The sequence below is a fragment of the Mycobacterium sp. E3305 genome (assembly GCF_001666785.1).
Taxonomy (GTDB): Bacteria; Actinomycetota; Actinomycetes; order Mycobacteriales; family Mycobacteriaceae; genus Mycobacterium.
This window is the reverse complement of sequence record NZ_LZJA01000218.1, coordinates 1-14,550: the sequence shown is the minus strand read 5'-3', so window position 1 is coordinate 14,550 and position 14,550 is coordinate 1. Positions and strand designations below refer to the sequence as shown.

Here is a 14,550-nt window from a genome sequence, read left to right as displayed (position 1 = left end):
CGGACGCCTATCCCCAGCGCCTCCGGCCCCCGCGTCGCCTGCACCCAAACCGGCCGGCCCGCCGAACGCGGCGACGCCGAAGCCGCCGGGTCCCGTCGCGGGCGGCTGACCGGCCCGTCTGGTAGCGCGCCTACACTCGGCGGTGATGTCCCCTCATGACACTGCCGACCTGAGCGCAGCAATCCGCACCGCACTGGGGAAGGTGATCGACCCCGAGTTGCGGCGTCCGATCACCGAACTCGGAATGGTCAAGAGCATTGACACCGAGCCCGACGGCGGCGTGCACGTCGCGATCTACCTGACCACCGCCGCCTGCCCGAAGAAGACCGAAATCAGCGAGCGGGTCACCCAGGCCGTCTCCGATGTTCCGGGCACGGGGGCCGTGAAGGTCACCCTGGACGTGATGAACGACGAGCAGCGCACCGAACTGCGCAAGCAGTTACGGGGCGATGCCCGCGAGCCCGTCATCCCGTTCGCCCAGCCGAACTCGCTGACCCGGGTCTACGCGGTCGCGTCGGGGAAGGGCGGGGTGGGCAAGTCCACCGTCACCGTCAACCTGGCCGCCGCGATGGCCGCGCGCGGACTGTCCGTCGGCGTGCTGGACGCCGATATCCACGGCCACTCCATCCCGCGGATGATGGGTACCACCGACCGGCCCACCCAGGTCGAGTCGATGATCCTGCCGCCCATCGCCCACGAGGTGAAGGTCATCTCGATCGCCCAGTTCACCGAGGGCAACACACCGGTGGTGTGGCGCGGGCCGATGCTGCACCGTGCGCTGCAGCAGTTCCTGGCCGACGTCTATTGGGGCGACCTGGACGTGCTCTTACTGGACCTGCCGCCGGGCACCGGCGACATCGCCATCTCGGTGGCCCAGCTGATCCCGAGCGCCGAGCTGATGGTGGTGACAACGCCGCAGCTGGCCGCGGCCGAGGTCGCCGAGCGGGCGGGCAGCATCGCGATGCAAACCCGGCAACGCCTCGCCGGCGTGGTGGAGAACATGTCCGGTCTCACGCTGCCCGACGGTTCGACGTTGCAGGTGTTCGGCGAGGGCGGCGGCCGGCAGGTGGCCGAGCGGTTGTCCCGCGCCGTCGGCGCCGACGTGCCGCTGCTCGGCCAGATCCCGTTGGACCCCGCCCTGGTCGCCGCCGGCGATTCCGGCACCCCGATCGTGCTGAGCGCCCCCGACTCCCCCGCCGGCAAGGAACTGCGCAGCGTGGCCGACAAGCTGTCGGCACGCCGGCGCGGATTGGCGGGCGTGTCGCTGGGACTGGACCCGACGCGACGCTAACCCGTCGTCGACATTGAACCCAGGGCGACGGCAACGCCGAGCACCTTCTGCCGGATTACAGTCTCGGCGCTGACGCTCAGGTCGCGTCGGCGTCGAACGGGGTCGGCCCGGAAAGGTGTTGCTCGGCTGTCGGCTGGGGCGGGTGGCGCGCCCAGCGGCGGGGCGCCCATCGGTGGCGCGGGCGGTGCGACGAGCGGCTGACCCCATGGCGGGACGGCGTTCGGCGGTGGGCTCTGGGGGCCGACGCAGATGACGGTGCAGCCGGACAGGCGCGACGGGGCCTGCTGTGGGGTCGGGGCCATCCACGGGAACATCGGCTGCTGACCGGGGCTCTGCGGCGAGGTGAGGTCGATCAGCGGCATGCGCGCCAGGGGGTCGTCCGACGGCAGACCGTTGATGTTCATCGGCAGGTTGGGGCCGAGTCCCTCGGCATGCTCCAGGTGCGCGTCGGCGAGCGGAGGCGGCGGGCCCGTCATCGGAGGCAGGTCGACCGGAACCACGCCGGTGGCGTACGCCGAGGCCCACCCGAGCACGTTCTGCGCGTACGCCATCGAGTTGTTGTAGCGCAGGATCGCGGCCATCACCTGCGACGGGTCGCGGAGGTTGAGGCCGCCGCTGCACAGGTACCGGGCCGCCGCCAGCGTGGAGTCGAACAGGTTCTGCGGATCGGCAACGCCGTCGCCTTTACCGTCGGACGCGTAGCGCGCCCAGGTGCCGGGCAGGAACTGCATCGGCCCCATCGCGCGGGCGTAGGTGGGGCGATTGCCGGTGCTGCTCTGGAGGATGATCTCGTTGCCCGGCAGCGTGCCGTCCAGCGCCGGTCCATAGATCGGGACGACCGCGGTGCCGCGGGCGTCAACCGCTCCTCCGCCCGCATGGCCCGACTCGATGCGCCCGATGCCGGCCAGCAGGTTCCAGCTGACCCCGCAGCCCGGCGCGGCCACGGCCATCTTCTGTTCGGCGTTGCGATAGGCCGCGAGCGCGATGCTCGGAATGCCAAGCGCGCCCGGCGCATTGACGATCATCGGCTTCGGGGGGGCCGACAAGGCCGGCTCGGCGACGTGGAACGCGTTCGGCGAGCGGTCGATGGACACGACGGCCGGCCCCGAGAGGTCGGGGAAGGCGGGGGAGACGGCGGCCACCGGCGCCACGTTCGCGTGCACCGGGGGGAGCTTCTCGGGGAGCGAGGGCGCGGCACCGCTTACGGCGCCCGCGAAAACCAGGGGAGTGATAGTGGCTACGCCGAAGGCGCGCGTGCGCGTCACCTGAAGAGCCCGTTGCCGCTCCGCCGCGGCGGCCGGGCGTGGACCCCGGCGTCCCCCAATGCGCACTCGACCGTCCTAGGTATGTGAGCTGGTCAACTGCTTCTCAGCCGTGAACTAGATCACCATACATAACTCTTGTGACCAGAGTGGCGCAATGGTCGGAACTGGTTCTCAACCCGATTTCTTAGTCGCGCGCTCCGCGCCGTCACCGCCCGGCGCCGCCCCGTAGTCCTCGGATTCGGGGTCCAAACCGGCCAGCAGCGAGCGCAGATCCTCGAGCTCGTGGCGCAGATACTCGCGGGTCACGACCTCGCCGACCGCGAGCCGGACCGCCGCGAGCTCGCGCGCCAGGAACTCGGTGTCGGCTTTGGTCTGGGAGGCGCGGTGGCGGTCCTGTTCGAGCGCGACGCGGTCCCGGTTTTCCTGACGATTCTGGGCGAGCAGAATCAGCGGCGCCGCGTAGGCGGCCTGCGTGGAGAAGGCCAGGTTGAGCAAGATGAACGGATAGGGGTCCCAGCGCAGCCCCACGGCGAACAGGTTCACCGCGATCCACGCGAACACGATGATCGTCTGCACCAGCAGGTAGCGGCCGGTGCCGAAGAAACGGGCGATGGACTCGGTGATCTGGCCGACGGCCTCGGGGTCCAGGCGTGGCGAGTACCTGCGCGACGTCCGCGGGGTGTAGAGCCGGCGCGGGGCCGAGGACTTGCTCACGCGGATCCTCCCAGTTCTTCCAGCCGGCCGGCGGCGTCGAGCGCCTGCACATCCACGCGCCAGTCGTGCGGCAACAGGTGATCGAGCAGATCGTCCACCGTCACCGCGCCCAACAGATGGTTCTGATCATCGAGTACCGGCCCGCACACCAGGTTGTACGCCGCCAGGTAGCGCGTCACCGCCCCCAGCGGCGTCTCCGGGGTCAGGGTGAGCAGGTCGTTGTCGACGATCCCGCCGACCAGCTCGGCCGGCGGTTCGCGAAGCAGCCGCTGCAGCTGCACGCAGCCCAAGTAGCGGCCGGTGGGGGTGGCCGTGGGCGGCCGCACCACGAACACCATGGACGACAGGGCCGGGGTGAGGTCCGGATCGCGGACCCGGGCCAACGCCTCGGCGACCGACGTGTCGGGCGTCAACACCACCGGATCGGAGGTCATCAGGCCGCCCGCCGTGTCCGGCGAGTGCGCCAGCAGCCGGCGCACCGGGGCCGAATCGTCGGGGTCCATCCGCGTCAGCAGCATCTCGGCGTCCGTCGGATTGAGCACGCCGAGCAGGTCGGCGGCGTCGTCGGGGTCCATCTCCTCGAGGACGTCGGCGGAGCGTTCGGTGCCCAGCTCGGACAGCACGTCGGCCTGGTCCAGCTCGGGCAGTTCCTGCAGGACGTCCGCCAGCCGGTCGTCGTCGAGCGCTTTGAGCACCTCGTAGCGCCGCTTGGGCGGCAGGCCGCGGATGGCGTCGGCGACGTCCACCGCCTTCCAGCCCTCGAACTGGCTCAGCAGCTGCGCCACCCCCTGGCCCGGCAGCGCCAGCGCCGACGGGCTCAGGCCCTGCACGTGGTACCAATCCACGACGTGCACGGGGCCACGCCGGCCGAGCCGCCGCTGGCTGCGGACGGCGACCCGGCTCACCATCCAGTCGCGGGTCCGCGTCTGTTCGATGCCCAGGTCCGTGATGACGACGTCCAGGCCGGCCAGCTCCGGAAGCGCGGGATCGTTGACCTTCACCTGGGTGTCGAGCACCTGGCCGATCGCCAGCACCTCGCCCGGGCGCTGCTCGAAGTGGCGCAGGGAGACGCTCCCGGTGTTCAGGGTGACGGCCTCCGGCTCGATCGCGGCGACCCGGAGCATCGGGATGAAGATGCTGCGCCGCGTCGCCAGGTCGACGACCAGACCCAGGACGCGGGGTTGCTGACGCACGATGCTGATGCCGATCACGACATCGCGGATCCGGCCGAAGGATTCGCCGAGCGGACCCAGCACCAACATCCGCGAGAGCCGGGCGATGTAAACCCTGTTGACCGATGCCATGGGGAAAGCCTAGGCAGCCGCCGTCGACGCGGTGGATGGCGGCGGTGGTGGATCGGCTACGGCAAAGCTGCTAACGCGAGTGCAGCGCGAACATGAAGACGATCAGGCTCACCACCAAGGTCGCGATGCCGATGACGATGCCGGCAACCGCGAGGCCGTAGCCGTCTTGCTGGGTGCGCTTGATTTCGTTCATCGCGACCACGCCCAGCACGATGGCCACGATCGAGCCGACGCAGCAACAGAACACGCCGGTGAACGACGAGATGAGCGACGCGATGGCGAGCTTGTTCGTCCCCGGTTTCAGTCCGCTCGGTGACCCGTAGCCGCCGAGGTAGTCCGGGGCCGGGTAATAGCCGCCCGGGTAGGGCGGCGGTCCGTAGCCTCCGGGCGGCCCACCGAATTGGGCCGGCCCGGCTTGGTACGGCGGCGCGCCATAACCGGACGGTTGGTCATATCCGGGCGGCGGCCCATAGCCCGGAGGCGGCGGGTATTGGGCCGCGTAACCGGGGTGGTATTCGGTGGGATAGCCCGGCGGCGGGTATGCCGGCGGCGGATATTCGGGCGCCGCCCCCGATGGCGGCGGTTCCCACGGCGGCTGCGGCGCGTCCGGGGCGTCGCCGCCGGCGGGGAACGGTTTGGCCTGGTCGTCGTGGGAGCGTTCGCCGAAGCCATCGCCGGGCGCTGTCATGCTGTTCAACCTAGCCGATGCGAAATCGGCGAATCGGGCGCGAATCGCCGCCGGCCGCCGGGCCGGGGGCGACCTGTTTTCGCAGGTTGGCGAGCGGTCGCTGGATAGGCTAAAAGGGCCCGAGATGTGCCGTTGGCCGTGGCGGAGGAGAATGAGCACCAATGACTAGTCCTTTCCAGCCCGGTCAAGTTCCCGGCGCCACCCCCCCGGGCGCGGCGGCGGGCCGCCGCGGCGTCCCCGGACTACCGACGCCGCCCAAGGGTTGGCCGGTCGGGTCGTATCCCACCTACGCCGAGGCGCAGCGCGCCGTCGACTATCTCTCCGAGCAGCAGTTCCCGGTTCAGCAGGTGATCATCGTCGGCGTCGACCTGATGCAGGTCGAACGCGTCACCGGCAGGCTGACGTGGCCCAAGGTCCTCGGCGGTGGTGTGCTGAGCGGCGCCTGGCTGGGTTTGTTCATCGGGTTGGTGCTCGGCTTCTTCAGCCCGAATCCGTGGGCGGCGCTGGCCACGGGTCTGGTCGCCGGGGTCTTCTTCGGGCTGATCACCTCCGCCGTGCCGTACGCGATGGCCCGCGGCACAAGGGATTTCAGCTCGACGATGCAATTGGTGGCCGGCCGCTACGACGTGCTCTGCGATCCGCAGAACGCGGAGAAGGCGCGGGACCTGTTGGCGCGCTTGGCGATTTGAGGCCGCGCGCGAGAGGTGTGAATCCAGTGGTGAATCGTCGTCGGCGCCTGCGACGGGCGGCCGCCATCGCGTTGGCGACGCTCACCCTCACCGCGGCGGTGCCGGCGTGCGGGAACTCCGGCACCGGGGTGGTGATCACGTTTTTCACGCCGGCCACCGATTCGGCCGCCTTCACCGCCGTCGCCCAGGAGTGCACCAAGCAACTGGCAGGCCGGTTCGCCATCCAGCACGTGAGCCTGCCCAGGGGGCCGGGCGAGCAGCGGGTGCAGCTGGCGCGGCGGCTCAGCGCTCACGACCGCGGCCTGGATGTGATGGCGCTGGACGTGGTGTGGACCGCGGAGTTCGCCGAGGCGGGTTGGGCGCTGCCGCTGTCGGACGATCCCGAGGGGCGGGCCGACGCCGACGCCGGCGCTGACACCTTGCCGGGTCCGTTGGCGACGGCGCGTTGGAAGCACCGGCTGTATGCCGCGCCCGTCGCCACCAATACCGAATTACTCTGGTACCGGCCAGATTTGGTGCACCAACCGCCGCCAGACTGGGATGCGATGGTGGCCGAGGCCGCACGGCTGCACGCCGAGGGTCAGCCCGCCTGGATAGCGGTGCAGGCGAACGAGGGCGAGGGTCTGGTGGTGTGGTTCAACACGCTGCTGGTCAGCGGCGGCGGTCAGGTGCTCTCCGAGGACGGCCGCCAGGTCACCTTGACCGACACCCCCGCGCACCGGGCCGCGACAGTCAACGCGTTGCGCATCCTGAGGGCGGTGGCCACCGCCCCCGGCGCCGATCCCTCGATCACCCGGACCGACGAGGGCACGGCGCGGCTCGCGGTCGAGCAGGGCAAGGCCGCACTGGAGGTCAACTGGCCCTACGTGCTGGCCTCCATGCTGGAAAACGCGGTGAAGGGCGGTGTCCCCTTCCTGCCGCTGAATGCCGATCCGGCGCTGGCCGGCAGCATCAACGACGTCGGGATGTTCGTGCCCAGCGACGAGCAGTTCCGCATCGCCTACGACGCCAGCCGGAAGGTCTTTGGTTTCGCGCCGTATCCCAGCGTGGCGCCGCCCCGGCCCGCCAAGGTGACGATCGGGGGGCTCAACCTGGCGGTGGCCAGCACCACCCGCCACCGCGCGGAGGCATTCGAGGCGGTGCGCTGCCTGCGCAGCCCGCAGAGCCAGAAGTACGTTTCGATGCAAGGCGGGCTGCCCGCGGTGCGGACGTCGTTGTACTCCGACCCGCAGTTCCAGGCCAAGTATCCGATGTACACGGTCATTCGCCGGCAGCTCACCGACGCCGCCGTCCGGCCGGCGACGCCGGTCTATCAGGCGTTGTCGCTGCGGCTGTCCGCCACGTTGAGCCCCGTCACCCGGATCGACCCGGAGCGGACGGCAGACGAGCTCGCCGCGCAGGCGCAGAAGGCCATCGACGGCAAGGGGCTGTTACCGTGACCGCCACCGCCGTGCAGCCGCATGAGGCCGCCGTCGCCCCGCGGACCCGGAGCCGAAACCGGCTGTCGGAGCGGCGACTTGCCTTCGCGCTCGTCGCGCCCGCGGCCATGCTGATGCTGGCGGTGACCGCCTACCCGATCGGGTACGCGGTATGGCTGAGCCTGCAGCGCAACAACCTCGCCACCCCCAACGACACCGCGTTCGTCGGTTTGAGCAACTACCAAACCATCCTGACCGACCGGTATTGGTGGACCGCGCTTGCGGTAACCCTGGGCATCACAGCGGTTTCCGTGTCGCTCGAGTTCGTGTTGGGGCTGGCGCTGGCGTTGGTGATGCATCGCACCCTGGTCGGCAAGGGCCTGGTGCGTACCGCGGTGCTCATCCCGTACGGCATCGTCACCGTTGTCGCGTCCTACAGCTGGTACTACGCGTGGACGCCGGGCACCGGTTACCTGGCAAACCTGTTGCCGCACGGCAGCGCGCCGTTGACCCAGCAGATTCCGTCGCTGGGCATCGTCGTCCTCGCCGAGGTCTGGAAGACGACGCCGTTCATGTCGCTGCTGCTGTTGGCCGGCCTGGCGATGGTGCCCGAGGACCTGCTCAAGGCGGCCCAAGTCGACGGCGCCGGGCCGTGGCGGCGGCTGATGCGCGTCACCTTGCCCATCATCAAGCCGGCGGTCATTGTCGCGTTGCTGTTCCGTACGCTGGACGCTTTCCGCATCTTCGACAACATCTACGTGCTCACCGACGGCGCCAACAACACCGATTCGGTGTCAATCCTGGGCTACGACAACCTGTTCAAGGGATTCAATGTCGGACTGGGTTCGGCGATCAGCGTGCTGATCTTCGTCTGTGTGGGCATCATCGCGCTGGTTTACATCAAGGTGTTCGGCGCGGCCGCGCCCGGTGGTGACCTCGATGGCCGCTGACCAGGCATGGGCGCGGGGAGGCGCCCGGCGGGCGGCGGTCTGGGCCGTGGTAGACGCCGTGGTCGTGGTGTACGCACTTGTACCGGTGTTGTGGATCGTCAGCCTCTCGCTCAAGCCCACGTCAACGGTCAAGGACGGCAAGCTGTTTCCGTCGTCGGTGTCGTTCGAGAACTACCGCGGCATCTTCCGCGGCGACTTGTTCGGTGCGGCGTTGGTGAACTCGATCGGAATCGGTTTGACCACCACCGCGATCGCGGTGGTGCTCGGCGCGATGGCCGCCTACGCGATCGCGCGGCTCAGCTTCCCCGGCAAGCGCGTGCTGATCGGGGCGACCCTGCTGGTTACGATGTTCCCCGCCATCTCGCTGGTCACCCCGCTGTTCAACATCGAACGCTTCGTCGGGTTGTTCGACACCTGGCCGGGCCTGATCCTGCCTTACATCACATTCGCTCTGCCGCTTGCCATCTACACGTTGTCGGCGTTCTTCCGGGAGATTCCGTGGGACCTGGAAAAGGCGGCCAAAATGGACGGCGCCACACCGGCCCAGGCATTCCGCAAGGTGATCGTCCCGCTGGCCGCACCCGGGGTGGTGACCGCCGCCATCCTGGTGTTCATCTTCGCCTGGAACGACCTCCTGCTGGCGCTGTCGCTGACCGCCACCAAGGCGGCGATCACGGCGCCGGTGGCGATCGCGAACTTCGGTGGCAGTTCGCAATTCGAGGAGCCGACCGGATCGATCGCGGCCGGTGCGGTCGTGATCACGGTCCCGATCATCCTGTTTGTTTTAATCTTCCAACGACGAATCATCGCCGGGTTGACCTCTGGCGCGGTGAAGGGATAGCGCGATGGCCGAGATTGTGCTGGACCATGTCAGCAAGAGCTACCCCGACGGCGCCGTGGCGGTGCAAGACCTCAGCATCACCATCGCCGACGGCGAATTCCTCATCCTGGTGGGACCTTCGGGCTGCGGCAAGACGACGACGCTGAACATGATTGCCGGCCTCGAGGACATCTCCTCCGGGGAGCTGCGCATCGGCGGCGAGCGCGTCAACGAGAAGGCGCCCAGGGACCGCGACATCGCGATGGTCTTCCAGTCGTACGCGCTGTACCCGCACATGACCGTGCGGCAGAACATCGCGTTCCCCCTGACGCTGGCCAAGATGAAGAAGGCGGAGATCGCCCAGAAGGTGGCGGAGACCGCCAAAACCCTTGACCTGACCGAACTGCTGGACCGTAAGCCGGCCCAACTGTCGGGCGGGCAGCGACAGCGAGTCGCGATGGGCCGGGCGATCGTGCGCCACCCCAAGGCCTTCTTGATGGACGAGCCGCTGTCGAACCTGGACGCCAAGCTGCGCGTCCAGATGCGCGGCGAGATAGCCCGCCTGCAGAAACGGCTGGGCACCACCACGGTGTATGTCACCCATGATCAGACCGAGGCGATGACGCTGGGCGACCGGGTGGTGGTGATGCACGGCGGCGTCGCGCAGCAGATCGGCACCCCGGACGAGCTATACGAACACCCGGCCAACCTGTTCGTCGCGGGGTTCATCGGTTCACCGGCGATGAACTTCTTCCCGGCCACCTTGACCGGCATCGGGCTGAAACTGCCGTTCGGGGAAGTGATGCTGGCCCCCGAAGTCCAACAGCTGATCTCGCGGCACCCGGCGCCGGAGAACGTCATCGTCGGGGTGCGGCCCGAGCATCTGCACGACGCGGCGTTGATCGACGGATACCAGCGGATCAGGGCGCTCACCTTCGAGGTGAAGGTCGACTTGGTCGAGTCGTTGGGCGCCGACAAGTTCGTGTACTTCTCCACGGCGGGGTGGACGGCGCACTCCGCGCAGTTGGACGAGCTGGCCGCCCAGGGCGAGGCGCACGAAAACCAGTTCGTGGCAAGAGTTCCCGCGGAATCCAAGGCGGCGATCGGGCGGTCGATCGAGTTGGCGTTCGACACCACGAAGTTGGCCGTCTTCGACGCAGGCTCGGGGGCGAACCTCACCGTTGCGCCTTCTGAGGAGCAGTGACCCCGATTCTGGACCAGGTGCGAACGCACCTGCGTCGCCACTTCGCCGACAGCGAACCCGATTCGGCGAGCGTGACTTTCCTGGGCGCCGAACCCATCGAGGTGTTGCGTTTCCGCGGCGGCGACGGGTTGGTGCAGTACGTGTCGCTGGGCTGTTCGCGCTACCCGATGACCGACCCCACGCAGCTCGTCGACGACCAGACGCGGGGCCCCCGCGCCGAGGTCGTCCTGCGCCTGCGTGATCCGGGACCCGTCACCGGAATCGCCCGCAGCCTGGCGGTGCTGGCCGCAACGCCGGCCGTCGAGGGTCTGGTGCTCACGGCCGACGCGTTGGTCGACCTCGGCACGCCGCTGTGGGCGCGGGCCGCCGGACGGGTACCGTTCACCGCGGTGTTGTTGGGCCCCAGCGACATCGAAGATCTGCCGCCGGAACCGCCGCGCGATCCGGTGCAATTCCTCTCGGCGACGCCCATCACGGCGACCGAGGCGGCCTGGGTGCGGCTCAAGGGCGCCGACGCCATGCGACAGGCCTGGCAGAACGACGGCGTCGACGTGCTGAACCCGAATCGCCCTGCCGCACAACCGCGTTGAACGGTCACGAACTCGCCGCCCCGGAACGCACCTTAAAGCGCAGAGCAAACGCGGCTAGAGCCAGTTGTTGCGCCGGAACTGGAAGTACAGCGCCAGACAGGCCAGTGTCATCGCGGCCATGATCCCCGGGTAACCCCACGTCCAGTTCAACTCGGGCATGAAGTGGAAGTTCATCCCGTAGATGGCGGCGACCATGGTGGGCACCGCCAAGATGCCGGCCCAGGCCGCCATCTTGCGCATGTCGTTGTTCTGCTGCATCCCGACCCGGGCCAGCGCCGCCTGGATCAGCGAGTTGAGCATGTCGTCGTAGCTCGAGATCTGGTCTGCGGCCTGCGATTGATGGTCGGAGACGTCTCGCAGGTAACGCCGCACCTCTTTGGAAATGAGGTCCTTGTTCTCCACCTGAATGCGGTGGAATGCCACGGACAGCGGGCTGACGCAGCGGCGCAGTTCGACGACCTCGCGCTTGAGCAGATAGATCGGTTCGACGTCGATCTTGCTGCCCGGCGCGAACGCCACCTCCTCGATGCTGTCGATGTCGGATTCGATCAGGCTGCTCACCTGGAGGTAGTGGTCCACCACGTCGTCGGCGATGGCGTGCATTACCGCGAACGGGCCCAGCCGCAGCTGCTCGGGATCGGCGTCCATCCGCTTGCGCACCTCGGAGAGGCCGCCGTGCTCCCCGTGGCGCACGGTGATCACGAAGTCCTTGCCGACGAAAACCATGATCTCGCCGGTCTCGACGATCTGCCGGGCGGCCACCACCGACTCGTGCGGGACGTAGGTGACCGTCTTGAGGACGAAGAACACCGTGTCGTCGTAGCGCTCCAGCTTGGGCCGCTGGTGCGCACAGACGGCGTCCTCGACGGCCAGCGGGTGCATCCCGAAAAGGTCCGCGACTTCCTGCATCTCGGCGAGGTCCGGCTCGCGCAGGCCGACCCAGACGAACGCGTCGTGCCCGAGCATTTCGATCTGGCGCACTTTGTCGCGCGCGGCGTCATAGCTGAATTTCCCGGGCAGCCGGTGGCCGTCGGCGTACACGGCGCAGTCGACCAACGTCTCGTTCGGGGAGCGCGGCTGCGGCTCGGGTTGCGGGGGGCGCGGTTCCTGCGCGAGCGGTCGAAGCGCCTCGGGCAATGCGTCAAAACCCTGGAACACATCCACCTCCGATCGCAGCGCAGGTCTGACCAGGCGGTGCTCCATGGTACGCGTCCCGGCTTGCCGAAGGGCGACGATCCGTTTGCGCGGAAAACGGTCGGGTATTGGACCGGAGATTGGCAGCCCGCAACGGTGCGCTAGTTTCGTGCCGAGACCCGAACAGCATGACTACCTCCACAAGGAGCATTTCGACGTGAGCGCAAGTCCACTCAAGGTTGCCGTCACCGGCGCCGCCGGCCAGATCGGCTACAGCCTGTTGTTCCGCCTGGCGAGCGGTTCGCTGCTGGGCCCCGACCGCCCGATCGAGCTGCGTCTGCTCGAGATCGAGCCGGCGCTCAAGGCGCTCGAGGGCGTCGTGATGGAGCTCGACGACTGCGCGTTCCCGCTGCTGGCCGGGGTCGAAATCGGTGCGGACGCGAACAAGATCTTCGACGGTGTGAACCTGGCGCTGCTGGTCGGCGCGCGGCCGCGGGGCCCGGGCATGGAGCGCAGCGACCTGCTGGAGGCCAACGGCGCGATCTTCACCGCGCAGGGCAAGGCGCTGAACTCCGTCGCCGCCGACGACGTTCGGATCGGCGTGACCGGTAACCCGGCCAACACCAACGCGCTGATCGCGCTGAGCAACGCCCCCGACATCCCCAAGGAGCGGTTCTCCGCCCTGACCCGCCTGGACCACAACCGGGCCATCTCGCAGCTGGCCAAGAAGACCGGCGCCAAGGTCACCGACATCAAGAAGATGACGATCTGGGGCAACCACTCCGCCACCCAGTACCCCGACATCTTCCACGCCGAGGTCGGTAGCAAGAACGCCGCCGAGGTGGTCAACGACCAGAACTGGATCGAGAACGACTTCATCCCGACGGTCGCCAAGCGCGGTGCCGCGATCATCGACGCGCGCGGCGCCTCCTCGGCCGCCTCGGCCGCGTCGGCGACCATCGACGCCGCCCGCTCGTGGCTGCTGGGCAGTCCCGAGGGTGACTGGGTGTCGATGGCGGTCTTCTCCGACGGCTCCTACGGCGTGCCCGAAGGCATCGTCTCGTCGTTCCCGGTGACCACCAAGGACGGCGACTGGTCGATCGTGCAGGGGCTCGACATCGACGACTTCTCCCGCGGTCGCATCGACAAGTCGACCGCCGAGCTGGTCGACGAGCGCAACGCGGTGACCGAGCTCGGTTTGATCTGATCCCACCGCCGAAATCCGTCCCGAAAGGATTAGGTCTACTAATCGGTAGTCAGTACCCTGGGGCGCGTGTCCGAGTTGATTGAATCGATACAGACGCGCGCCGAGCACGGCGCGATCACCGACGCGGAGATCTTCCAGGCACACGTAGGCGGCAAGCTGTCCGTAGGCCCGACGGCGCCGCTGGACACCCAGCGCGCGTTGTCCATCGCCTATACCCCGGGCGTGGCGCAGGTCAGTCGCGCGATAGCCGCCGATCCCAGCCAGGCCGCCCGGTACACGTGGGCGAGCCGGCTCGTCGCCGTCGTCAGCGACGGCAGCGCGGTGCTGGGCCTCGGCGACATCGGACCCGCGGCGTCGCTGCCGGTGATGGAGGGCAAGTGCGCCCTGTTCCAGGCCTACGGCGGGCTGAACGCGATCCCCATCGTGCTGGACACCAAGGATCCCGACGAGATCGTGGAAACCCTGGTGCGACTGCGCCCCACGTTCGGCGCCGTCAACTTGGAGGACATCTCGGCGCCACGCTGCTTCGAGATCGAACGGCGAGTGATCGAGGCGCTGGACTGTCCGGTGATGCACGACGACCAGCACGGCACGGCGATCGTCGCATTGGCGGCGCTCATGGGCGCCACCAAGCTGCTCGGTCGGGATATGACGTCGTTGCGGGTGGTGGTCTCCGGCGCCGGGGCAGCGGGCATCGCGTGCACGAATCTGCTTCTGGCGATGGGTGTTTCGGATATCACCGTGCTCGACTCGCGCGGGATTCTGCACACCGGGCGCGACGACATGAACAGCGTCAAGAGCTTGCTGGCGCAGCGGACGAACCCGGACGGTCTCACCGGCAGCATGGCGGAAGCCCTGCGCGGCGCCGACGTGTTTCTCGGCGTGTCCGGGGGCGTGGTGCCCGAGGAGATGATCGCCACGATGGCGCCGAGCGCTATCGTCTTCGCGCTGTCCAACCCCGATCCGGAGATCCACCCGCAGATCGCGGCCAGGTACGCCGCCGTGGTGGCCACGGGGCGCAGCGACTTCCCCAACCAGATCAACAACGTGCTGGCCTTCCCCGGTGTATTCCGGGGGGCGCTGGATGCCGGCGCGCGCAGGATCACCGAAAAGATGATGGTGGCCGCGGCCGAGGCGATCTTCTCGGTCGTCAGCGATGACCTGGCTTTCGACCGGATCGTCCCCAGCCCGCTGGACCTGCGCGTCGGGCACGCGGTCGCCACGGCGGTCGCGCTGGCCGCAGATCCCGCAGACATCGCGGGGTGAGAACCGGCTG

The 14,550-nt window shown here is 68.6% G+C and carries 14 protein-coding genes; 9 read left to right on the top strand and 5 right to left on the bottom strand.

Annotated features, from left to right (window positions below; genetic code table 11):
• Positions 1-118: 118 nt before the first annotated feature.
• Positions 119-1,291, top strand: a complete 1,173-nt coding sequence (locus A5701_RS20385) for an Mrp/NBP35 family ATP-binding protein (RefSeq protein WP_156670184.1) — start codon at positions 119-121, stop codon at positions 1,289-1,291.
• Here the strand turns inward: A5701_RS20385 and A5701_RS20380 are convergent.
• The 4 genes from A5701_RS20380 to A5701_RS20365 all read right to left on the bottom strand — a co-directional run bounded on the left by A5701_RS20380 (position 1,288) and on the right by A5701_RS20365 (position 5,262).
• Positions 1,288-2,622, bottom strand: a complete 1,335-nt coding sequence (locus tag A5701_RS20380) for a lytic transglycosylase domain-containing protein (RefSeq protein ID WP_082969798.1) — start codon at positions 2,620-2,622, stop codon at positions 1,288-1,290. The two genes, A5701_RS20385 and A5701_RS20380, sit on opposite strands and share 4 nt — an antisense overlap.
• A gap of 105 nt (positions 2,623-2,727) precedes the next feature.
• The gene (locus tag A5701_RS20375; RefSeq protein ID WP_067757930.1) at positions 2,728-3,270 is read right to left on the bottom strand and encodes a DUF1003 domain-containing protein; all 543 of its coding nucleotides are present in this window, start codon (positions 3,268-3,270) and stop codon (positions 2,728-2,730) included.
• On the bottom strand, positions 3,267-4,574 hold the full coding sequence (locus tag A5701_RS20370; protein ID WP_067757927.1) for a magnesium transporter MgtE N-terminal domain-containing protein: 1,308 nt from the start codon (positions 4,572-4,574) through the stop codon (positions 3,267-3,269). The genes A5701_RS20375 and A5701_RS20370 overlap by 4 nt, the downstream gene beginning before the upstream one ends.
• 70 nt (positions 4,575-4,644) lie before the next feature.
• Positions 4,645-5,262 (bottom strand): DUF4190 domain-containing protein, encoded by a 618-nt coding sequence (locus tag A5701_RS20365; protein WP_067757924.1) that lies wholly within the window; start codon positions 5,260-5,262, stop codon positions 4,645-4,647.
• 161 nt (positions 5,263-5,423) lie between these two features.
• Between A5701_RS20365 and A5701_RS20360 the strand changes: the two genes are divergently transcribed.
• The 6 genes from A5701_RS20360 (at position 5,424) to A5701_RS20335 (ending at position 10,933) form a co-directional block, all read left to right on the top strand.
• Positions 5,424-5,951 (top strand): general stress protein, encoded by a 528-nt coding sequence (locus tag A5701_RS20360; RefSeq protein ID WP_067757921.1) that lies wholly within the window; start codon positions 5,424-5,426, stop codon positions 5,949-5,951.
• 26 nt (positions 5,952-5,977) lie between these two features.
• Positions 5,978-7,390, top strand: coding sequence for an extracellular solute-binding protein (locus A5701_RS20355; RefSeq protein ID WP_067757918.1), 1,413 nt, complete (start codon positions 5,978-5,980; stop codon positions 7,388-7,390).
• A 107-nt stretch (positions 7,391-7,497) separates the two neighbouring features.
• Positions 7,498-8,319: a carbohydrate ABC transporter permease gene (locus tag A5701_RS20350; protein WP_231968770.1), complete on the top strand. Its 822-nt coding sequence runs from the start codon at positions 7,498-7,500 to the stop codon at positions 8,317-8,319.
• Positions 8,309-9,160, top strand: coding sequence for a carbohydrate ABC transporter permease (locus tag A5701_RS20345; protein WP_067757941.1), 852 nt, complete (start codon positions 8,309-8,311; stop codon positions 9,158-9,160). The genes A5701_RS20350 and A5701_RS20345 overlap by 11 nt, the downstream gene beginning before the upstream one ends.
• Before the next feature lie 4 nt (positions 9,161-9,164).
• Entirely contained in the window at positions 9,165-10,343 is a 1,179-nt protein-coding gene (locus A5701_RS20340) for an ABC transporter ATP-binding protein (RefSeq protein WP_067757915.1), read from the top strand.
• Positions 10,340-10,933 carry a suppressor of fused domain protein gene (locus A5701_RS20335; protein WP_067757912.1) on the top strand — a complete coding sequence of 198 codons (594 nt, stop codon included), beginning with the start codon at positions 10,340-10,342 and terminating at the stop codon, positions 10,931-10,933. The genes A5701_RS20340 and A5701_RS20335 overlap by 4 nt, the downstream gene beginning before the upstream one ends.
• Before the next feature lie 54 nt (positions 10,934-10,987).
• Here A5701_RS20335 and corA read toward each other — a convergent pair whose 3' ends face one another.
• Positions 10,988-12,091 (bottom strand): magnesium/cobalt transporter CorA, encoded by a 1,104-nt coding sequence (corA, locus tag A5701_RS20330; RefSeq protein ID WP_067757938.1) that lies wholly within the window; start codon positions 12,089-12,091, stop codon positions 10,988-10,990.
• Positions 12,092-12,284: 193 nt separating this feature from the next.
• Between corA and A5701_RS20325 the strand changes: the two genes are divergently transcribed.
• Both A5701_RS20325 and A5701_RS20320 read left to right on the top strand, forming a co-directional pair.
• The gene (locus A5701_RS20325) at positions 12,285-13,274 is read left to right on the top strand and encodes a malate dehydrogenase (protein WP_067757935.1); all 990 of its coding nucleotides are present in this window, start codon (positions 12,285-12,287) and stop codon (positions 13,272-13,274) included.
• Positions 13,275-13,340: 66 nt separating this feature from the next.
• Entirely contained in the window at positions 13,341-14,540 is a 1,200-nt protein-coding gene (locus A5701_RS20320) for an NADP-dependent malic enzyme (protein ID WP_067757909.1), read from the top strand.
• The last annotated feature ends 10 nt before the right edge of the window (positions 14,541-14,550 follow it).